At 72.3% G+C, this 19,663-nt stretch carries 17 protein-coding genes, 1 tRNA gene and 2 pseudogenes; 12 read left to right on the forward strand and 8 right to left on the reverse strand.

What is annotated here, in order from left to right; translation table 11 throughout:
- Window positions 1-2: 2 nt before the first annotated feature.
- Window positions 3-1,451: an exopolysaccharide biosynthesis polyprenyl glycosylphosphotransferase gene (locus B9W62_RS25115; protein WP_087809270.1), complete on the reverse strand. Its 1,449-nt coding sequence runs from the start codon at window positions 1,449-1,451 to the stop codon at window positions 3-5.
- Window positions 1,448-2,929: a glycosyltransferase gene (locus B9W62_RS25120; RefSeq protein ID WP_373433703.1), complete on the reverse strand. Its 1,482-nt coding sequence runs from the start codon at window positions 2,927-2,929 to the stop codon at window positions 1,448-1,450. The genes B9W62_RS25115 and B9W62_RS25120 overlap by 4 nt, the downstream gene beginning before the upstream one ends.
- 286 nt (window positions 2,930-3,215) lie before the next feature.
- Between B9W62_RS25120 and chpG the strand changes: the two genes are divergently transcribed.
- The 6 genes from chpG to B9W62_RS25150 all read left to right on the forward strand — a co-directional run bounded on the left by chpG (window position 3,216) and on the right by B9W62_RS25150 (window position 7,176).
- Window positions 3,216-3,455, forward strand: a complete 240-nt coding sequence (gene chpG, locus B9W62_RS25125; RefSeq protein ID WP_030179666.1) for a chaplin ChpG — start codon at window positions 3,216-3,218, stop codon at window positions 3,453-3,455.
- A gap of 275 nt (window positions 3,456-3,730) precedes the next feature.
- Window positions 3,731-4,480, forward strand: a complete 750-nt coding sequence (locus B9W62_RS25130; protein ID WP_087809272.1) for a hypothetical protein — start codon at window positions 3,731-3,733, stop codon at window positions 4,478-4,480.
- Window positions 4,481-4,667: 187 nt separating this feature from the next.
- A complete protein-coding gene (locus tag B9W62_RS25135) occupies window positions 4,668-4,970 on the forward strand; it encodes a hypothetical protein (RefSeq protein WP_087809273.1) in 303 nt (100 codons plus the stop codon).
- A 120-nt stretch (window positions 4,971-5,090) separates the two neighbouring features.
- Window positions 5,091-5,606, forward strand: coding sequence for a hypothetical protein (locus B9W62_RS25140; protein ID WP_087809274.1), 516 nt, complete (start codon window positions 5,091-5,093; stop codon window positions 5,604-5,606).
- A gap of 120 nt (window positions 5,607-5,726) precedes the next feature.
- Window positions 5,727-6,326 (forward strand): tyrosinase cofactor, encoded by a 600-nt coding sequence (locus tag B9W62_RS25145; RefSeq protein ID WP_087809275.1) that lies wholly within the window; start codon window positions 5,727-5,729, stop codon window positions 6,324-6,326.
- On the forward strand, window positions 6,310-7,176 hold the full coding sequence (locus B9W62_RS25150; protein ID WP_087809276.1) for a tyrosinase family protein: 867 nt from the start codon (window positions 6,310-6,312) through the stop codon (window positions 7,174-7,176). The genes B9W62_RS25145 and B9W62_RS25150 overlap by 17 nt, the downstream gene beginning before the upstream one ends.
- A 157-nt stretch (window positions 7,177-7,333) precedes the next feature.
- On the opposite strand, the gene chpF is transcribed toward B9W62_RS25150, so the two are convergent.
- Complete coding sequence (gene chpF / locus B9W62_RS25155) at window positions 7,334-7,609, reverse strand: chaplin ChpF (RefSeq protein WP_087809277.1); 276 nt, start codon at window positions 7,607-7,609, stop codon at window positions 7,334-7,336.
- 178 nt (window positions 7,610-7,787) lie between these two features.
- On the opposite strand from chpF, the gene B9W62_RS40840 reads away from it, so the two are divergent.
- The gene (locus tag B9W62_RS40840; protein WP_256976573.1) at window positions 7,788-8,252 is read left to right on the forward strand and encodes a DUF2087 domain-containing protein; all 465 of its coding nucleotides are present in this window, start codon (window positions 7,788-7,790) and stop codon (window positions 8,250-8,252) included.
- Window positions 8,253-8,258: 6 nt separating this feature from the next.
- Here the strand turns inward: B9W62_RS40840 and B9W62_RS25170 are convergent, their stop codons facing one another.
- Together B9W62_RS25170 and B9W62_RS25175 are read right to left on the reverse strand one after the other, a co-directional pair.
- Window positions 8,259-9,248 carry a D-2-hydroxyacid dehydrogenase family protein gene (locus tag B9W62_RS25170; RefSeq protein ID WP_087812089.1) on the reverse strand — a complete coding sequence of 330 codons (990 nt, stop codon included), beginning with the start codon at window positions 9,246-9,248 and terminating at the stop codon, window positions 8,259-8,261.
- Between the two features lie 163 nt (window positions 9,249-9,411).
- Window positions 9,412-9,484, reverse strand: a tRNA-Arg gene (locus B9W62_RS25175).
- Between the two features lie 329 nt (window positions 9,485-9,813).
- Between B9W62_RS25175 and B9W62_RS25180 the strand changes: the two genes are divergently transcribed.
- From B9W62_RS25180 to B9W62_RS25195, 4 genes are all read left to right on the forward strand, one after another.
- Window positions 9,814-11,421: a dynamin family protein gene (locus B9W62_RS25180; protein WP_087809279.1), complete on the forward strand. Its 1,608-nt coding sequence runs from the start codon at window positions 9,814-9,816 to the stop codon at window positions 11,419-11,421.
- 3 nt (window positions 11,422-11,424) lie between these two features.
- Window positions 11,425-13,863: a YfjP family GTPase gene (locus tag B9W62_RS25185; protein WP_087809280.1), complete on the forward strand. Its 2,439-nt coding sequence runs from the start codon at window positions 11,425-11,427 to the stop codon at window positions 13,861-13,863.
- A gap of 181 nt (window positions 13,864-14,044) precedes the next feature.
- Entirely contained in the window at window positions 14,045-14,611 is a 567-nt protein-coding gene (locus B9W62_RS25190; RefSeq protein WP_256976789.1) for a single-stranded DNA-binding protein, read from the forward strand.
- A gap of 248 nt (window positions 14,612-14,859) precedes the next feature.
- A complete protein-coding gene (locus B9W62_RS25195) occupies window positions 14,860-16,281 on the forward strand; it encodes a Cys-Gln thioester bond-forming surface protein (protein ID WP_087809281.1) in 1,422 nt (473 codons plus the stop codon).
- Here the strand turns inward: B9W62_RS25195 and B9W62_RS25200 are convergent.
- Window positions 16,256-16,747, reverse strand: coding sequence for an HAD domain-containing protein (locus B9W62_RS25200; protein ID WP_087812090.1), 492 nt, complete (start codon window positions 16,745-16,747; stop codon window positions 16,256-16,258). The genes B9W62_RS25195 and B9W62_RS25200 overlap by 26 nt on opposite strands.
- A 160-nt stretch (window positions 16,748-16,907) precedes the next feature.
- Window positions 16,908-17,321 (reverse strand): annotated as a pseudogene (locus B9W62_RS40845) (site-specific integrase); the annotation flags it as partial.
- 48 nt (window positions 17,322-17,369) lie between these two features.
- On the opposite strand from B9W62_RS40845, the pseudogene B9W62_RS40850 reads away from it, so the two are divergent.
- Window positions 17,370-17,612 (forward strand): annotated as a pseudogene (locus B9W62_RS40850) (NUDIX hydrolase); the annotation flags it as partial.
- Between the two features lie 325 nt (window positions 17,613-17,937).
- Here the strand turns inward: B9W62_RS40850 and B9W62_RS40010 are convergent.
- Complete coding sequence (locus tag B9W62_RS40010) at window positions 17,938-18,726, reverse strand: DUF6414 family protein (protein ID WP_143665475.1); 789 nt, start codon at window positions 18,724-18,726, stop codon at window positions 17,938-17,940.
- Window positions 18,727-19,663 lie beyond the last annotated feature (937 nt).

The following is a 19,663-nucleotide window of genomic DNA, read 5'->3' on the forward strand; positions in this document are numbered from 1 at the left end:
GGTCAGCTCCCCGTGGGGCGCACGAGCGCGGCGGCCGTGCGCAGCAGGATGCAGACGTCCTGCCACAGCGACCAGTCGTCGATGTAGGCGTTGTCGAAGCGGGCCCGGTCCTCGATGGACGTGTCCCCGCGCAGCCCGTTGATCTGGGCCAGGCCCGTGATCCCGGCGGGCATCCGGTGGCGGGCCGCGTAGCCGGGGTGGGCCTGGCTGAACCGGGCCACGAAGTACGGGCGTTCGGGACGCGGGCCGACCAGGCTCATGTCGCCCCGGAAGACGTTCCACAGCTGGAGCAGCTCGTCCAGCGAGGTGCGCCGCAGGAACCGGCAGAACCACGGCATCCGGCGTTCGTCCGCCACGCTCCACCGGGTCGCCGACTCGTGCTCGTCGGCCGGACGGTGGGTGCGGAACTTCAGCAGCGTGAAGGGCCGGCCGCCCTCCCCGACCCGCTCCTGCCGGAACAGCACGCCGGGACCGCCCACCACCCGCAGTACCGCCGCACAGGCCAGCAGCAGGGGGCTCAGCAGCAGCAACAGTGCCCCGGACACCGTCACGTCCAGGACCCGCTTGCCCGCGCCGCCCGGTCGCCGCGCCGCCGGTGCCAGTCGCCGGCAGGAGAACCCGGCGATCCGGTCACCGCCGGGGCGGACGGGGGCGTCGGCGTACGCGGGGGCCTCGGCGTCCAGCTCCCACACCGTGCAGCCCGACGCGGCCAGCGCCCGCAGCAGTGCCGCCTGCCCCACCCGTACGGAGGGGTCCACGGCCAGCACGTCCCGTACGCCGTTCTGCACGACCGCCCGCCGCACCTCCTCGCCGGTGGACAGCACGGGCAGGCCCGCGGCGCCGCCCGCGTCGCCGGTGACCACGCCGACGGGGCGCACCCCGCAGCGCGGGTGGCGCAGCAGCGCCGCGGCCACGCGCTGCGCGGTCGCGGCCGGTCCGACGACGAGGGCGGCGCGGGGGCGGTTCAGCAGCGCCGTACGGTGCGTGCGGTGCACGGCGCCCCGTCCGGCGCAGCCCGTCACCGCGTGCAGCAGGAAACCGGCGCACAGGGTGCGTACGGACAGCGCGTGCGGCGGAGCGTACGCCGCGACGAGCGCCGCCAGCGCCAGCCAGACCACCGCGACCCGGGCGCACAGGGCGGGCAGGTCGTCCAGCGCGCCGGAGGTCCGCCGGGCCGGGCGCGGCCGGGGGCGCAGCAGCAGCGAGGCGGCCACCAGCAGGGCCGCGAGCAGCGGTTGGTGCGGGGTGCCGGTGAGGACCAGCGAGCCCGGCAGGGCCGCCGCGCCGTCGGTGACGAGCAGCGGCAGCGGGGAGTCCGGGCGCGGGGCGGGGCGCCGGGCGGGCAGCCGGGGGCCCGGGGCGCCGTCGCGCCGCGGCAGCACCGAGACGGGGGAGGAGCCGAGGTCGCGCGAGGGGCCGGCGGGGGAGGGGACGGTGCTTTCCGCGGTCACGGGTGGGTGGACTCCCTGCACTCGATGGGCACGACGGCGGACCGCCCCGCGGCCGCGGGCGGCTCGCCGGGGAGGAGGCGCGGTGCGGTGGGCGGTCTGCCGCGGACGCCGCCGACCGCGTCGGCGCCGCGCGCCACGGCCGCGGCCGCGGGCGTGGCCGTGGCCGCGGGCCGTACGTCGTCGGGGAAGCCATCGAGGAGGCCGCCGTCGGGAAGGTCGTCGTGCAGGTCGCCGTCGGGAAGGCCGCCGTCGGGAGGGCCGTCGAGCGGCTCGCCGTCGGGAAGTCCGTCGTCGGGGAAGCCGTCGAGCGGGTCGCCGTCGAGGAGATCGTCGTCGGGCACGCCGTCGAGGAGGTCGCGGTAGAGGGCCGCGATCGCCGCGGCCGTGTGCCGTACGTCGTGCGCGGACCGGACGTGCGCCCGCCCCCGGCGGCCGAGCGAGGCGCGCAGCGGCGCGTCGAGCAGCAGCGCGGCGGTGGCGTCGGCCAGCGCCGCGGGATCCCCGGGCGGCACCAAGCAGTGCGGCACCAGCGCGGGCGGCAGGCCCTCGCGGGCACCGTCCACGTCGGTCACCACCACCGGCCGCCCGCAGGCCATCGCCTCCAGCGGGGCCAGCGCCATGCCCTCCCAGCGCGACGGCAGGACGACCAGGTCGGCGGCCCGGTACCAGGCGGCGGCGTCGTCGACGGCCCCCGTGAACAGCACGGACGCCGGGGCCCGCGCCGCGAGCCGGGCGCGGTCCGGGCCGTCACCGACCAGGACCAGCCGGGCGTCGGGCACCCGCGCGCGCACCGACTCCCAGGCGCCCAGCAGCACGTCCTGCCCCTTCTGCCGGCACAGCCGCCCCACACAGACCACCAGCGGGGTGTCCGCGGCGACGCCGTGCCGCAGGCGCGGACCGGCCGGGTCGTCGTGGCCGTACCCGGGCACGTCGGCGGGGAAGCGGGCGAGGTCGACGCCGTTCGGGACGACGGACCAGGGCCCGCGCAGCCCGGCCCGCACCCCCCGCAGCCGTTCCGCCTCGCTCACGCACACCGTCCGCGCCGTCCACCGCCCCGACCACCGCTCCCAGCCCAGCGCGAGGCGTGCGGCGGACCCGCCGACCGCCTCGAACGACCAGGCGTGCGGCTGGAACACGGTGGGGATCCGGCCCCGTACGGCGAGCCGTCCGGCCAGACCGGCCTTCGCACTGTGCGCGTGCACCAGGTCGGGCCGTACGTCCTCGATCACGCGGCACAGCCGCCGTACCTCCGCCACCAGCGCCGGGCCCGGCGAACGGGTGGCCGGCCAGTGCCGCACGTCGGCGCCCAGCGCCCGCAGCCGGCCGGCGAGGCCCCCGGCGGGACAGGCGACCACGACCCGCAGTCCGGCGGCGAGCTGAGCCCGGGTCAGCTCCGCCACCACCCGGGCGACCCCGCCGTCCGCCGGTTGGGTGACGTGCAGAACCCGTGGCCGCGAGCCGGTCGGTGACAGGTGCATGCGCGTTTCCTCGCTCACGGAGATTGCTCGGGACGGGCGGGAACGCGCCCGGCCGCGGGGCGCCGGCCGCGACGCGGCATACGGGTGCGTCGAATGGGTCGAATGGTGCGGGACTCTAGCTGCTATCCGTACTAATACGGTGAAACCGGGTAAGTGTGTTGGATTTGTGAACGCCGGTCTTTCGCGAGATCACCCCTTTGGCGGCACAACTCGCGCTCGCGCCACGCGTTGACACTGCGCCGGGCAGCCGCCCGGATGTGTGTACAACCCCAAGGAGCACTTCTCCATGTCGCGTATCGCGAAGGGCCTGGCCCTGACCTCCGTCGCCGCCGCCGCGGTGGCGGGCACCGCCGGTGTCGCCGCCGCCGACAGCGGCGCGCAGGCCGCCGCCGCCCACTCCCCGGGCGTCCTGTCCGGCAACGTGGTGCAGGTCCCGGTCCACATCCCGGTCAACGTCTGCGGTAACACCATCGACATCATCGGTCTGCTGAACCCGGCGTTCGGCAACGAGTGCGAGAACGACTGACGTCGGCTCACCACTCTCCGTACCGGCCGTCCGTACCGCGGTTCCTCCGCGAGCGGGCGGCCGGTTCGCGTTGCCGCGCGGACGGCGGTGTGCTGCCCCGAATGGGGGGTCCGGGCGGCGACACGGCGCACGGCCCTTGACAGGGTGTCTCACCAGGTAAGACGCGGCCGGTGAGAAGGGCGGGCGGGCGCACGGGCTCGCCGCCTGCGTTGCAGAGCGCCAAGGGCGCTTCCACGGTGGGCACAACATCCGACGCACCACCGAAAGGAACCCCCATGCGTCTGCCCGCACGGCGAATCGCCACCTCCGCTCTCTGCGCCGGCCTGCTGATCGGCCTCTCCGGTCCGGCGGTGATGGCGGCCGACGGCGACTCGGTCCGGGAACGCACCCACGCGGCGTCCCACGCACCCCTCCCCGACGCGGAGGAACTGCAAAGCCAGGTCGGCAGCCTGGCCGGCCTGGGCGGAGTGCTCACGCCCGTCACCGACATGCTCAGCGCCGTCCTCAAGGCCGACAACGGCCAGCTCTCCGCCACCGACGCGGACAAGCTCTCCGCCGCCGTCAAGGACGCCCTCGCCAAGGCGGACGCCGCGGACGCGGACGCCGACGACGTGGCGACCACCCCCGGCACGACCACCCCCGGCACGACCACCCCGGCCCAGCCGCCGGCCGTCACCGCGCCGGAGGCCGGGACCGACACCCCGGTCACGCTGCCCGCGCCCGTCACGGCCCAGAGCGACGACGGCACCGCGGCCGCCACCGACCTGTCCGCCGCCGCGGAGGCCGCGCTCCAGAAGCAGATCGACGCCCTGGTGAAGGCCACCACCTCCGGCACCGCCGAACAGGTGAGCCCGGCCGTCAAGGACCTGATGACCGGCATCGTCAACGTCGTCGCCGCCACGATGGTCGGCAACGGGCTGCCCGCCGCGGACCTGGCCGGCCTGCCCGGCGTACCGACCGCGCCGGAGGCCACCACGCCTGAGGCCGCCACGCCGGAGGTCGCCGCGCCCGCGGACCCCTCCTGACACCGGGCCTCCCTCACTCCGCGTTTCCCGGGCCGTCGCACCTCCCTGCCGGAGGTGGGACGGCCCTTCGCGTGTCCGGAGATCTCATATGTCTTCCGGACGGCGGAGTTTCCGGCTCCGGCGCAGGTCGTTAGGGAGGTCGTCAGCAATACCTCCGGTGACACGGGTCGCCGAAGAAAGGAACACCATGAAGTCCCTCAAGGCCGCCGCCGTCGTCGCCGGTTCCCTGATCGCCGCCGGCTCCGCCGCGCCCGCGTTCGCCTACGACGCCTCCGACGCCGCAGCCCTCACGCCCACCAGCCTCAACGGCGCCGTGAACGCGCTGACCGCGGAGCCCATCGACATCATGCCGATCAAGCACCAGTCGGAAGGGCGGTCCGACGCGCTGGACACCGAGAACAAGGACTCCGTGCTGCACACCGTGAAGGGCGCGACCACCAAGCTGAACTCCGCGAACGGCCTGCTGGGCGGCCTCCCGCTGGGCGGCTGAGCCTCCCCGCTCCCCGCCGTACCTCCGCCCTAACTCCGCCGTACCTCCGCCTTCCGGAGCAGTCTCTCCCGCCTTCCCGAAGCCGTACCTCCCGCCTTCTCGAAAGGGACCGTGCCTGTCATGAAGCCGACCACCAGACGAACCCTGGCCGCCGTGGTCACCGGTGTGGCCGCCGCCGTGGGGGTGGCCGCGACCCCCGCCGCCGCGGCCCGCGCCGTTCCCGTGCCGGTGCCGCTGGGCGGCGCGGAGACGGCCCTCGGCATGGAACTGCCCGAGGTGGCGGGCGAGCTGCCCGTGCCGACGGCGGGCGCACCGGAGGGACCGCGGTATGTCGAGGGGCGGCTGCTGCCGGAGCGGACGCTGCCGCAGCTGCCGGTGCGCGGCGGGCTGCCCGGCGTCGACGTGCGCCAGCCGCTGCCGCACATCCTCGGCGACGACTTCGACCACGCCGGTGTCGACGCCCCCGCCGCCGAGCTGCGCACCCTGGCGCCCGGGCTGTCCCTGGACGCCCCGCTCACCGCGCCGAACCCCGAGGCCCTCGGCCTGCCGGCGCCGAAGCTTCCCGAGGTCGGTGTGCTCGCCCCGGTGGTCCAGACGGTTCCGGTGGCCGACCTGGGCGTCGGACCGGGCCGGTAACCCGCGCGGCGGCCTCGTGCGACCGGGCGGTGCTGCTCCGACTGGCCCTGCGTGCGGTGACCGAGGGGCCCGCCGTCCGGTTAGCGGTGCGGACCAACGGAACCGGACGAGGAGTGAGCCATGGCCGGCAACACGGGCGCGACGGTGAACGGCGCGACGGAGAGAGGCACGGAGCGGGCGTACGCGGCGGAGGATACGGCGAGCGGCGGGCCCTCGTCCGGTACGCGGAGGCAGGTGATGCGGGGGCTGCTCGCCCCGGCCCTCGCCGTCGGCCTGGCGCCCCTGATCGCCGCCTCTCGGCCCTCCGGAGCCGCCGAGGCCGCCGAGGCCGCGACGACCGGACCGCGACCCGCCCGCCCCGGGCACCCCGGGCCGCACGCCGTCGAGTCCGCCCAGTCCGCCGAGTCCGCCGACGGGGCCGAGAGCACCGCCTTCGACGAGACCTACCGGGGCCGGCGCATCCGCGGAGTCCGCTCCGCCGCGGGCCGGGCGGTGGGCGCCGGCACCTGGCAGGTCACCGTGGACGGCCGTCCGCTGCACCTGATGCGCCGGGCCGACGGCAGCTGGCTGAGCATGGTCGACCACTACCGGTCGTACCCCACCCCGCTTGCCGCGGCCCGCGGCGCGGTCGACGAACTCGGCCCCGGCGAGCACCTGCGCGACACCCCGTCCATCGGCCACGACCAGCACTCCGGGGGGCGGCATGGCGTACACGCGTAAGGACGTCAGCACGCTGACCCGCACCGAGAAGCGACGGTTCGTGAACGCGCTGCTGGAGATCAAACGACGCGGCGAGTACGACGAGTTCGTGCGCACCCACATCGAGTACTACGTCTCCGACGGCGAGGACGGACTGCGCACGGCGCACATGGCACCGTCCTTCCTGCCCTGGCACCGCCGGTTCCTGCTGGACCTGGAAGAGGCGCTGCGCCGGGTGGACGACGCGGTCACCGTGCCGTACTGGGACTGGACCAAGGACCGCGGCGCCAAGTCGACGCCCTGGACCGCCGACCTCCTGGGCGGCACCGGGAGGCGTTCCGACCACCGGGTCACCACCGGTCCCTTCGCCCACGCCGGGGGCAACTGGACCCTCAAGGTGAACGTCACCGACACGGAGTACCTCACCCGGGACCTGGGGCGCGCGGGCGATCCCCTCGGCCTGCCCTCGAAGAGCGACCTGGAGTGGGCGCTGGACGACCCGGCGTACGACACCTCGCCCTACGACTCCACCGTGCGCAAGGGGTTCCGCAACAAGCTGGAGGGGTGGGGGACCGGGCGGGGCGAGGTCTCCTGGCGCAACCACAACCGCGTGCACCGCTGGGTCGGCGGCGCCATGGTCGGCGGCGCCTCCGTCAACGACCCGGTGTTCTGGCTGCACCACGCCTTCGTCGACCTCCAGTGGTCGCGCTGGCAGGCCCGCCACCGCGGCGCCCGCTACCTGCCCGCCGAGCCGCCCGGCCGGGGCAGCGCGCAGCGCGGGCGGATCGTCGCCCGGCACGAGAGGCTGCCGCCGTGGGACGTGACACCGGACGAGCTGGAGGACGTCGGCCGGATCTACCGGTACGCCTGAGCGCGTCCGTCCCGGACACGGCGACACGGGGACACGGGGACGAGTTCGGGCGCGGGCCCGAGCGCGGGAGCCCGGGTACGGGGGCCCGGGTACGGGAGCCCGAGTGCGGGAAGAGCCCCGGCCGGGAAGGCCGGGGCTCCTCGGTGCCTGGGGGGACTCAGCCGCCGTAGCCGCCGCTCTTGTCGCCGTCGTCGTCGCCGTTTTCGCAGGCGTTGCCGAAGGCCGGGTTCAGCAGGCCGATCACGTCGATGGTGTTGCCGCAGAGGTTGACCGGCACGTGCACCGGGATCTGGACGACGTTGCCGGACAGGACACCGGGCGAGCCGACGGCCGCGCCCGCCGCGCCCGCGTCCGCCATGGCCATGCCGGTGCCGCTGAGCACCACGGCACCGGCGCCGAGGGCGACGCCGGCGGCCTTCGCGATGCGAGACATCACGTTCTCCTTCTGACTCGGGGAGCGCGGCGGCAGGACGCGCCGCCGCACTGCCGGTTCAACGCACCCGGTCGCGGCGGGTCACGGGGGGAATGTGTGGATCACCCTTTTTGAGCGTCCGGGGCGGGGCCGGAAAAACCGTTCTCGTGCGCCCCCGTGGGTCCACTAGCCTCCCGGCATGCCGAATGACCGATCCGACTCGCCCGTCGAGGATCCCGAGTCGTCCCAGCCGCCCCAGCAGTCGCAGCTGTCCCAGCAGCCGCAGCTGTCTCAATCGTCCCAGTCGTCACAGCCGCTCCAGCCGCTCCCGCCGCTCCAGCCGTCCCCGGACACCGGCGCGGCGGGCGGCGACGCCCGGGACGGCATGATCGTGCGGACCTTCGTCAGGGACGGCCGGCTGGTGCGTCTCCCCGCACGATGGACGCGCAAGAAGGTGGTGCTGCGGCACATCGCCGAGCAGACCTTCGTGCCCGGTGTGGAGTACCCGGAACGCACCGTCGACGAGAAGCTGCGCGCCTGGTGCGAGGACGGCGAGGTCGACCATGTGACGCTCCGGCGCCACCTGGTGGACTTCGGTCACCTGCGCCGGAGCGACGGAATCTACGCGCGCCCGGCGGACTCCGCCCGGACGGGCTCCGCCTGAGCGGCCCTACGCCGGGTTCGGTGCCGCAGGCGCCGGCACCGGCAGCCGCCGTACGGGGGAACCCGCGAGGTAGGCGGCGATCGCCTCGACGGCCTGGCCGTAGTACGTGGCGTAGTTGGCGCGCGAGACATAGCCCAGGTGGGGCGTCGCGAGCAGGCGCGGAGCGGTGCGCATCGGGTGGCCGGCGGGCAGCGGCTCGGTGTCGAAGACGTCCACGCCCGCGCCGGCGATGCGGCCCTCGTGCAGTGCGGCGAGCAGCGCCTCCTGGTCGACGATCGCCGCGCGCGAGGTGTTGACCAGGTAGGCGGTCGGCTTGAGCAGGGCCAGTTCGGCGGGGCCGAGCAGGCCGCGGGTGCGCTCGCCCAGCGCCAGGTGGACGGAGACGAAGTCGGCGGTGCTCAGGAGCTCTTCCTTGGAACGGGCCAGCTCGGCGCCGACTTCGTCGGTGCGCTCCCGGGTGAGGTTCTGGCTCCAGGCGCTCACCCGCATGCCGAAGGCCAGGCCGACCTGTGCCACCCGCCCGCCGATCTTCCCCAGGCCCAGCAGGCCGAGCCGGCGGCCGTGCAGGTCGGCGCCCACCGTCTGCTGCCAGGGGCCGCCCTCGCGCAGTCCGTTGCCCTCCTGGACGATGCCGCGGGCCAGACCCAGCAGCAGGGCCCAGGTCAGCTCGACGGGCGGGGTGGAGGAGGAGGCCGTACCGCAGACGGTGACGCCGTGCGCCTCGGCGGCGGCGTAGTCGATCACGCTGTTGCGCATGCCGGAGGCGACGAGGAGCTTCAGCCGGGGCAGCCGGGCGAGCAACGAGCCGGGGAACGGCACGCGTTCGCGCAGGGTGACCACGATGTCGGCGTCCGCGAGCGCCGCGGCGAGGGCGTCCTCGTCCGGGAAGTGGGTGGCGTAGGACACGACGTCCACGTCGTCCGCGACCGGGGACCAGTCCGCGATCTCGGTCGCCACCTGCTGGAAGTCGTCGAGTACCGCGCAGCGCAGTCGCACGTCGTCCAGTCCCTCCCCGCCCGGCAAGCGGTGGCGTCCCGGCGGGCGCCACGATCGGCAGCCGATCGTGTCACACCCGGACCGGGGCGTGTCACACCCGGACCGGGGAACGGGCCGTTGCGGTCGCTCGGGCCGTTGATCAACCCGTCAACACATGAGTGAGCGCCCCCGGCAGGACTCGAACCTGCGGCCAAGCGCTTAGAAGGCGCCTGCTCTATCCACTGAGCTACGGGGGCCTGATGTGGGGCCTCGGTCCTGGTGTCCGGCTGTGAACCGGTCCGTGACCTCGCCGGGGACAAGGATAGGGCTCCCGGCTCCATGTCCCGGATGCTTCCCCTCCGTGGCTCGATGTGGAGGTTCGGTGAAGCGATCCCGATAATCGCAGGCAGGTACGAATCGTGCATCGTTTTTGGCGCCTCGCGCATCGGGTGTTGTCCACTCGTTATGCCTGGACTGTCCTCGCGTCCCAGTAGTCCCATCCGCCCGGAGTGTCCGATCGGCGCGCAGACATGCTCATCATGCTCATATGCTTCAGAATTCCCTCAAAATTGGGCATTCTTCACATGTGGTGACCTTGGACGTACGGCCTCAGCTGCTCGACGCACTCTCCGCCCTGCGCGACCGTGTCGCGGCCGCACGCTTCCCGCTGCCCCTGGCGGGGGCCCCACGCGCGCGTGCCAACCGCGACGAACTGCTCGCCCAGCTCGACGACTACCTGATGCCCCGCCTGAAGGATCCCGAGGCGCCGCTGCTCGCCGTGGTGGGCGGATCCACCGGCGCCGGGAAGTCCACCCTGGTCAACTCCCTGGTGGGACGGCGGGTCAGCGAGGCGGGTGTGCTGCGGCCCACGACACGCACGCCGGTCCTGGTGTGCCACCCGGAGGACCATCACTGGTTCAGCGGCATGCGGGTGCTGCCCGACCTCACGCGCGTGTGGGTGCCCCACCGGGACCCCGACGACGACCTGCTGCTGCCCGGCGAGAACCCCGCGCGCGTGCTGCGGGTCGAGACCGCCGACACCCTGCCGCCCGGCATCGCCCTCCTGGACGCGCCCGACGTCGACTCCCTCGTCGCCGACAACCGCGTCCTGGCGGCCGAACTGATCTGCGCCGCCGACATCTGGGTGATGGTCACCACGGCCGCGCGGTACGCCGACGCGGTGCCCTGGCACCTGCTGCGCACCGCCAAGGAGTACGACGCCACCCTGGTCACCGTGCTCGACCGGGTGCCCCACCAGGTGGTGTCCGAGGTGTCGCGGCAGTACGGGGCGCTGCTCACCAAGGCCGGGCTCGGCGACGTCCCGCGCTTCACCGTCCCCGAACTGCCCGAGTCGGCCTGGGGCGGCGGACTGCTGCCGGCCAGCGCCGTGGCGCCGCTGCGCTCCTGGCTCGTCCACCGGGCGCAGGAACTCGACGCCCGGCACCACGCCATGGCCCGCACGGCGCACGGCATCCTGGACTCGCTCAAGTCCCGGATGCCCGAGCTGGCCGGAGCCACCGCCGCACAGTACGCCGCTGCGCTGCGGCTCACCGCCGCCGTCGACGGCGCCTACGACGATGAGCACGCGCGCGTGCGGGGGCGGTTGCAGGCGGGCGCGGTGCTCGCCGGGGACGCGCTGAAGCGCTGGCGGGCCTTCCCCCTGGACTGTTCTCCGGAAGAGCTCCTCGACTCGCTGGTGGAGAGCCTGAGCGCCCTGCTGCTGTGCGCCGTCACGGCTGCCGACGAGCGGGTCGACGAGGCCTGGCGCCACGAACCGGCGGCGGACGCCCCCGAACTCGCGGGCCACGCCCCCGCGCCGGAGAGCGCCGAGCACCGCATCGGGCTGGCCGTACGGCGCTGGCGGCGCGAGCTGGAGGAGTACGCCGAGGAGGAGGTGCGCGAGCTGGACCGGAACCTGGCACCGGACCCCGGGGTGGTGGCCGGCCTGGTCGCCACCGTGCTGCTGGGCGGGCGGCGCGCGCGTGTCGCCGGCGAGCGGCTCGCCGAGAGGATCGGCGCCCACGGCGCGCTGCGGCTGCGCGACCGGGGCGGGCGGCTGCTCGAAGAACACGTCGACCGGGTGATGCACGTCGAGCGCGAGCGCAGGCTGGCGCCGCTCGACGGTCTCGAGGTGCACCCCGAACCACAGGCAGAGCTCATCGCCGCGCTGTCCGTACTGCAGAAGGAGAGGTGACCGGTGACCGCCGTCACTGACCAGGACCCCACCGAGCACACCGAGCACACCGAGCCTGCGACGAAGGAGACGGAGCGCACGAACCGCGCCGACGGCGCGGATCACGCGGACCGTACGGACGGTGCGGACGGTACGGACCCCAGGGACCGCGCGGATCGTGCGGACCGCACGGAGCGGAGGGCTCGGGCGGATCGGGCGGAACGTGCGGCCGACGCACCGGGCTTCCGTGACGGCCGCGATGACCGGGACGGCCGTGACGACGGGGGTGGCCGGGTCGGCGGAGACGATCGGGGCGGAGGGGATGAGCAGGCTGGTAGGTATGGCCGGGATGGCCGGGCTGGCCGGGAGGGGCGAGACGGCAGAGACCGGCGGGGGGAGGATCGAGACCACGGGGACAGCCGAGGCGGGCGGGACGGTCGAGGTGGGCAGGACCGCCGAGGCGGGGAAGACCCTGCCGAGCAGGCAACCGCCCGTGAGCATGCCGCCCGTGAGCGCGTCGCGGGTGACGGCGCGGCGGGGGAGGGGGACGTGGCCGAGGACGCGGGGCGCGGAAGGCGTCTGCGGGGGCGCCGGAGCGAGCGCTCGGACAGCTCCCACGCGCGCGTACGGGACGAGACCACCGGGGCGCACCCTCGCGCGGACCGTACGGAAGGCTCGACCGGCGGGTCGGGCGGGTCGGGCGGGTCGGGCGGGTCGGCAGGTACGGGGGGGTCCGGGGACGGGGACGGCGCCTGGGGCGACGGACTGATCGCACGGCGGGTGGACGAGAACGGCGGGCCCGAGCAGTTCGCCGTCCTATCGAGCAGGCCCGCCTCCTCCTCGGCCGCGCTGATGCCGCTCGCCTACGACGGGAACCTCAGGTCGCGCCTGGACGCGCTGCGTGAACTGGTGGGGCTCTCCAGGACCCGGCTCGACAGCGGGACCCTGGCCGAGGCGGGCCGGGTCCTGGACGAGGCCGCCGCGCGGCGCAGGCTCTCCGGGCAGCACACCGTCGTCGCCATCGCGGGCGCTACCGGCAGTGGCAAGTCGCAGCTGTTCAACACCCTCGCCGGGGTGACGATCTCCGAGACCGGCGTCCGTCGGCCGACCACCGCCGCGCCCATCGCGTGCAGTTGGAGCGACGGCGCCGCCAGCCTCCTCGACCGGCTCGGCATCCCGGGCCGGCTGCGCCGCCGTCCGCTCCAGCACCCGGACTCCGAGTCGCCGCTGCGCGGACTGGTCCTGATCGACCTGCCCGACCACGACTCGGCGGCCGTGCAGCACCGTGAGCAGGTGGACCGCATCCTGGCCCTGGTCGACGCCGTCGTCTGGGTCGTCGACCCGGAGAAGTACGCGGACGCCCTGATCCACGAGCGCTACCTGCGGCCGATGGCGGGCCACGCCGAGGTCACCTTCGTCGTCCTCAACCAGGTCGACCGGCTGCCCGGGGAGGCCGCCGAGCAGGTCCTCGACGACCTGCGGCGGCTGCTCGACGAGGACGGCATCGCGCTGGGCGAGTACGGCGAACCGGGCGCCACCGTGCTCGCCCTGTCCGCGCTCACCGGGGAGGGCATCGGCGAACTGCGCGAGACGCTCGGCCAGTTCGTCGCCGAACGGCAGGCCCCGGCCCGCCGTATCGCGGCCGACGTGGACGCCGCCGCCCGGCACCTGCGCCCGGTGTACGTCACCGGGCGGCGCACCGGGCTCAGCGAGGAGGCGCGGGAGGAGTTCGCGGACCGGCTGGCCGACGCGGTGGGCGCCACCGCGGCGGGCGAGGCGGCCGAACGCGCCTGGCTGCGCCACGCCAACCGGGCGTGCGGAACCCCCTGGCTGCGGCTGTGGCGCTGGTACCACGACCGGCGCGACCCCGTCACGGGACGGCTGTCCACGCGCTCCCAGGCGGACGAGGAGGCCACGGCCCGGCAGCGCGTCGAACAGGCGGTGCGTACGGTCTCGGACCGGGCGTCGGCCGGGCTGCCGGCACCGTGGGCGCAGGCGATGCGGGAGGCGGCCGTCCGCGGCGCCCAGGGACTGCCCGAGGCCCTCGACGAACTGGCGGTGCGCGCGGGGCTGCCGCCGGGACGTCCGCCGCGGCCCGGGTGGTGGCCGGTGGCCGTCCTCGCTCAGGCGACCATGACACTGCTCCAGGTGGTGGGCGGCCTGTGGCTGCTCGGTCAGATCATCGGCATCGTGCCCCCGAACCTGGGCGTACCGGTGCTGCTGATGCTGGCCGGTATCGTCGGCGGCCCCCTCATCGAGTGGAGCTGCCGCCTCGCGGCCCGCGGACCCGCCCGGCGCTACGGCCACGAGGCGGAACGCCTGTTGCGGGAGGCGGCCGCGGGGTGCGGCCGGGCCAGGGTGCTGGATCCCCTGGCGGCCGAACTGCTGCGCTACCGCGAGGTGCGGGAACAGTACGCGCGGGTCACGGGGGCGGGGGTGGGAGTGGGGACCGCGACGAGGTAGCGGCCCGCACCCACGGTGACCACCCTTGCGGGTGGCGGAGTTCTCCACAGGCGCCGGGCCGGTCCACAGCCCCGGGCGGACCGGCCCGACGGCGGGCAATCTGGCCACCACGGCGATCGCGACGGACGCGGTCGCCCCGGCCGCCGTACGGGACAGGCCCGTGCGGGAGGGAGGACTCGCCATGAACGAGACGATGATCTGCGCGGTGGGCAACGTGGCCACCCAGCCCGTCTTCCGACACCTGGTGAACGGACCGTCGGTGCGCTTCCGGCTCGCGGTCACCTCGCGCTACTGGGACCGCGAGAAGAGCGCCTGGACGGACGGGCACACCAACTTCTTCACCGTGTGGGCCAACCGGCAGCTGGCCGCCAACGCCTCGGGGTCACTGGCGGTGGGCGACCCCGTCGTCGTGCAGGGCAGGCTGAAGGTGCGCACCGATGTGCGCGAGGGGCAGAGCCGGACCTCGGCCGACATCGACGCGGTGGCGATCGGCCACGACCTCGCCCGCGGCACGGCGGCGTTCCGGCGCACCGGCAGGGCGGAGGCGTCGGCCTCCCCGCCCCAGCCGGAACCCAACTGGGAGGTGCCGGCAGGGGAATCGCCCGGGGAGTCGCCCGGAGAATCGAGCGGCGAGCCCGCGGGTGGACCCGCGGGGGAGCAGGCGGGCGAGTCAGTGGGCGAGTCCGCGGCGCAGCCGACCGTTCCCGCCACCCCCGAACAGCGACCGGAGCCGGTCCCGGTGGGATGACACCGAGGCCCGCCAGGTACCCGCCAGGTACGCGCCCGGAGGCGACCGCGGGTGGATTTGTCGATAAGCCCTGCTCAAACACGCTCTCGGCGATAACGATTCCGATTCGGATCAGCGCGCGGGCGACGATCACCGGCAAGCCCGGTCCGGCATGTCCTTAGGATGCCGAACGAGCCTTGTGTGGCTGCTGATTCTGCTGGTGGGACCGTTCCCCCCACGCCAACGGGTCCTGCTCGAAGGGGAATTTGGTGTTTTCTTCGCTCGCTGCGCCGTCTCTGCCCGGTCGAGGGGCGGCGCGTATCGCCGCCGGGGCGCTGGCCTCCGCGCTCGCCGTCGCCGGTGTGGTCACCGGTGCGGCACCGGCCGCCGCCCAGGACGGCGCGCGTGACGGTGCACGCGGCCAGGGCGGGGCGACGGCCACGATAGGCGGCCTGAAGACGCACGGCACCGCGGTCATCCACGGCGAGGACGGCGACCATCAGGTGCCGGCCGGGCTGTTCGAGATGTCCGTCGAGGGCGGCGGCATGCTGCAAACGTACTGCGTCGACATCCAGAACCCGACGCAGAAGGACGCGAAGTACCAGGAGACCCCCTGGAGCGGGACGTCGCTGGGCACCAACAAGGACGCCGGCCGCGTCCGCTGGATCCTGGGGAACTCCTACCCGCAGGTCAACGACCTGGCCGCGCTCGCGAAGAAGGCGGGCGTCCGCGGCGGACTCACCGAGGAGGACGCGGCGGCCGGAACCCAGGTCGCCATCTGGCGCTACTCGGACGACACGGACGTCGAGGCCGTCGACCCGCAGGCCGAGCGGCTCGCCGACTACCTGGAGAAGAACGCCCGCGAGCTGGCCGAGCCCACGGCGTCCCTCACCCTCGACCCACCGGCCGTCTCGGGCCGCCCCGGTGAGCGGCTCGGCCCGGTGACGGTCCACACCAACGCGGGCGGCGCGACGGTGACACCCCCGGTGGACGCCGCAGCCAAGGGCGCCGTACGGGTCGTCGACAAGAAGGGCGAGCCCGTCACCGAGGTCGGCGACGGCACCCAGATCTTCTTCGACGTGCCCGAGGACGCGGAGGCCGGCACCGCCCAGCTGTCCGTCCAGGCGTCGACGACCGTGCCGGTCGGCCGCGCCTTCGCCTCCGAGAGCCGCAGCCAGACACAGATCCTGGCCGGTTCCAGCGAGTCGACGGTCGCGGCGACGGCGACCGCCACCTGGGCCGCCGAGGGCGCGATACCCGCCCTGTCCGCCGAGAAGAACTGCGCCGAGGGCACCCTCGACATCACCGCGCTCAACAAGGGCGACGCGCCCTTCACCTTCGAACTGCTGGACACCGAGTACACCATCGCGCCGGGCGAGACCCGGACGGTGCCGGTCCCGCTGCCGGAGGACCGCGCCTACGACTTCACGATCCGCGGCCCGGCCGGCTTCGAACAGCGCTTCACCGGCGTCCTCGACTGCCGCACCCAGAGCGCCACCCTGGCCGACACCACCCACACCCTCAGCGAACCGGTTCCCACCACGGTCGTCACCCCCTCACCCGCCCCCAACCCCAACCTCGCCGAAACCGGCAGCTCCAACGCGACCCCCCTGATCGGCGGCGCGGCCATCGGCCTCGTGGTGATCGGCGGAGCGGTCCTCCTCTTCATCCGCCGAAGGAACGAGCAGTAACGCCGAGCACGGCGAAGTCGGCGTCGGTGAGGCCCTCGGCCGGATCGACACGGTGGAGCAGGTACGGGCCGGGGTGAGCGGCCCCGACCCACTGGTGGTCCAGGGCGCCGATCTCGTCGTCGACCCAGATGAAGGGCCGGGCGTGGGCCCACTCGACCAGGGCTCGGGTCTTCCAGTGCAGCCCGCGCGGACCCGCCCGGGCAGCCGGCTCCGGCCACCCCACCACCGGCAGCCTCGGCAACCCGATACGAGGGGCGACAACCGTGTTGGCCTCCTCCATCCAACTCGTCGCCCAGACAAGCTCACAGCCCAACGCCATGAGCCGCGCCCCGACCCCGGGGTCGAGCCGGCCCAGCAGCGGATTCCCCGCGTCGTCAGGGACCGCGGCGCCGGTCGACGATCCGAAGGGGATCAGAGGACCGTCCACGTCGAGGAAGAGAAGGGGACGCTCCGTCGCACTGATCACGGCGGCACGGTAGCGCAGCACACGAAACCCCAGGTCACAGCTTCCGGCCGGAACGCGTTTCCGCCCAGGGGCGGCGGTGCGGCAAGATGGCGTGTTACTTACCACGAGGAGGCATGAAAAGGCCCCTCACCAGCAGGTTTCCCGCCAATGAGGGGCCGTCTCAGGCAGCCTGGGCCGTCTCTGGGCCGTCGTGAGCGTGACTGGCGGCCCGGTACATCGCGGAGATGGCTTTCCGGGTCCGCGTCTCGCTGGACGGCATGAGGTGCGTTCACACCCAGAGAGTGAACCCCGTGTCGCTGTGGCCGAGGTAGAGGCTCAGAGCCTTAATGCTCTCCCCGGCGTCCAGGAGGACTGAGGCGTAGAAGTGCCGGAGCGCGTGCATGCCGTGCTCGCGGGCGGCGGCGTAGCGCTTGCCCTTCTCGGGGGCCAGAATGATGCCGGCGGAGGCGAGGGCGGGCTTCCAGGACTGGTCGTTGAACGCCTGGCTCCAGATGGCTGCGCCGATACCGCTGGTGAAGAGGAACCGGTGAGTGACCTTGGGACCGGTCGGGGTCAGCCAGGGCAGGGTGACGTCCGCGGCCCGCGCGCCATGTCGGCTTCGATGTTGGTCAGCCAGGCGTCAGACGAACTCACCGGCGTTTACAAGAACACCACCCGAGGCATCGTCGCCCTGGTCTTCCGCTGCAAGCCCTCCGGCGGCACCGAACGCACCTCAAGCGAGTCCACAGCCGTCTCCTGGCTCACAACCGACGAGGTCAGCGACCGCATGACCGAGGTCTACGCGATCAGACTCCTGGACGCCCTAGATGGGGCTGGCCCTCACGTACGAAGCCACGACGGCAAGCAACTCATCCCAGCGGGATAAGACTTTCCCTACTTCATCAAGGCCCGCGCACGGCGCGGGCGCGCGCCGCCTCTACGGCGCAGCCCGCCTCCTGTCTTCGCCCCGGCTGGCCGCGCCCGGCGGCTGCGGGCATGAAATAGGGAGACACCCTCTGGGGCTGGGGCGTTCGGCTCCACGGCTTTAGGTAGATAATTTGGCGCGAGCCTCGAAGATCTTGGCCCAAAATCGGGCACTAACGGGCAGGCTCACAAACCTGTCCGATCCGCGGGCTAGCGGAATGGGCCATGATCACTCGCGCCAGATCAGCTCCAGCCCAAAGCCGCTCCGCCGACCTGGGCTGCCTGCATCAGCGATAAATCGCGAGAATATCCAGAGTCAAGGCTGGGCCGACGAGGGCGTTTTCGTCTGTTTGCTCTTGCGAGGCAGCCTGTCGGCGCTGTTTGCGGTTCATCAAAGATGCGCCGGGAATTGCAAGAAGGGAATGACTTTCGCCTTCCTTCAATTTTTTAGATACCTTGCCCAGGACGAAGACTTCACCTTCAATGGCATCCCGAATGTATTCTTTATTTAGCTTCCCGGTGATCTTAGGTCCATCATCATCTTGGTCACCCACCACGACCACGTCCGATTTCATCGCTTTACTGAAGCCGCGAATGGCGGTGGTTTCACTTTCGCCGGGGAAGCCATCGAGGTTATCGCCCATCATTGATGCCATAGGGCGAAGGGCCTCCAGCATATCCAGCATGCCATCCAGTTGATCCGGCTGGCTGAACATTTGAACGAAGGGGGGAATCTCTACCTCGCACTGCAGATGCACGAGGTCCATCACACCTAGTTCGTCGATGGACTCTCCGAGATCGGTAATGTCGCGATAACTCCATCGAGTAGCCGCCGAGTCCAGCGCGGTAACCAATCGAATGAAGCGCTGGCTAGCCGTCTCGCGTACGATCCGCTCTTCTTCGGAGCTGGACTCACCTCCCATCGCTTCACCAAACGTTGAAGAATCTACACCGGCTGCACTTAGCAGTCGCCGCCTCTTGGACTCATCGGAAAGCCCTTCCTCTACCACAGAAAGGTATTCTCCGAGCCCCCTCTCGTCCAAGTAGAGGAATCGAGGGAGGGAAGGGATGGGCATGATTATTCCATTCTCAATATTTCGTCGCTTAGGTTTGCGCGAGTTAGCTAGAGATGGCCTTGCGCCCCAGGGCTTCGAGTTCAGCACTTGCTTTAGCGCGATCTTCATCCATTACTTGGTTAGGCTCATTGCTGTAGGTGATGTAGCTGGACTGCTGATGTTGCCTAGCTGAATCGGGAAATCTAGAAGTGCAATCCAGCTCCCCTTGTGGCCGAGTTTGCATTCGACCGTGACTCTGTATTCTCTATGTTCGGGTACGAATCCAGGAAAAGGAGAGCTGAATTCTGCAAAAACTTGCTCGGCGGCCCTCCCGCCAACCACGAAGACGCTCGGAAGTCGAGGGTCGTCATTCCTCTCTGGTCTAATCCTGTCGCGAGTGGTGCTCCAGGGGAGTGTGAGCCCTTCTTGCCCTGCATCCGGGAGGGAAAGGCGCAGGTTTTGCACGATGATCGGCTTAGGGCCGGTATTGAAGAATATGAGGGGGATGCGGATCAGCGTCTTCGTTTGTGTTACAGCGGCAGCAAAAGAATGTGGGGCGTACGACTTTAGGCTGCCCTGGCGTGCGTTAAGCCACCAAAAGGAAGCGATAGTGAACAGGAGGGCGCACGCCGCTACTATTGCGGCAGCTGGAAGCGCTCCCGCGCCAGACGTATTTGATGCTGTTAGCGCGAGGGGAGTATGACAGCTGCTCGGTCCATACGGGATGGTTTCCTGGTACTTGGTCAACCGCTCATGCGGTGGGTGAGGGGTGACGCAGGCTCGCGGGACGTCGCGGCCGGATTTCCCCCTTGTGGATCTTCGTGCCCATGCCGCGAAGTAGTGACATCCAACGCTGACATCGACGACCACGAACAGCAGTACACATCGGCAGCCATGTGCAGCCCTTGTGGTCGAGGCGGACGGACACATCGCCGAGCCGAACTTGTGTAGCAGTTGT

Origin of the sequence: Streptomyces sp. CS113 (assembly GCF_002188365.1) — a bacterium.
Taxonomy (GTDB): domain Bacteria; phylum Actinomycetota; class Actinomycetes; order Streptomycetales; family Streptomycetaceae; genus Streptomyces; species Streptomyces tendae.

Bases quoted from the DNA above. Each gene is read 5' to 3' on its own strand.
- chpG (WP_030179666.1), top strand. From the start codon at position 3,216: ATGTCGCGTATCGCGAAGGGCCTGGCCCTGACCTCCGTCGCCGCCGCC.
- B9W62_RS25140 (WP_087809274.1), top strand. From the start codon at position 5,091: ATGAAGCCGACCACCAGACGAACCCTGGCCGCCGTGGTCACCGGTGTG.
- B9W62_RS25190 (WP_256976789.1), top strand. From the start codon at position 14,045: ATGAACGAGACGATGATCTGCGCGGTGGGCAACGTGGCCACCCAGCCC.
- B9W62_RS25120 (WP_373433703.1), bottom strand. From the start codon at position 2,929: ATGCACCTGTCACCGACCGGCTCGCGGCCACGGGTTCTGCACGTCACC.
- B9W62_RS40840 (WP_256976573.1), top strand. From the start codon at position 7,788: ATGCCGAATGACCGATCCGACTCGCCCGTCGAGGATCCCGAGTCGTCC.
- B9W62_RS25130 (WP_087809272.1), top strand. From the start codon at position 3,731: ATGCGTCTGCCCGCACGGCGAATCGCCACCTCCGCTCTCTGCGCCGGC.
- B9W62_RS25145 (WP_087809275.1), top strand. From the start codon at position 5,727: ATGGCCGGCAACACGGGCGCGACGGTGAACGGCGCGACGGAGAGAGGC.
- B9W62_RS40010 (WP_143665475.1), bottom strand. From the start codon at position 18,726: ATGCCCATCCCTTCCCTCCCTCGATTCCTCTACTTGGACGAGAGGGGG.
- B9W62_RS25150 (WP_087809276.1), top strand. From the start codon at position 6,310: ATGGCGTACACGCGTAAGGACGTCAGCACGCTGACCCGCACCGAGAAG.
- B9W62_RS25135 (WP_087809273.1), top strand. From the start codon at position 4,668: ATGAAGTCCCTCAAGGCCGCCGCCGTCGTCGCCGGTTCCCTGATCGCC.
- chpF (WP_087809277.1), bottom strand. From the start codon at position 7,609: ATGTCTCGCATCGCGAAGGCCGCCGGCGTCGCCCTCGGCGCCGGTGCC.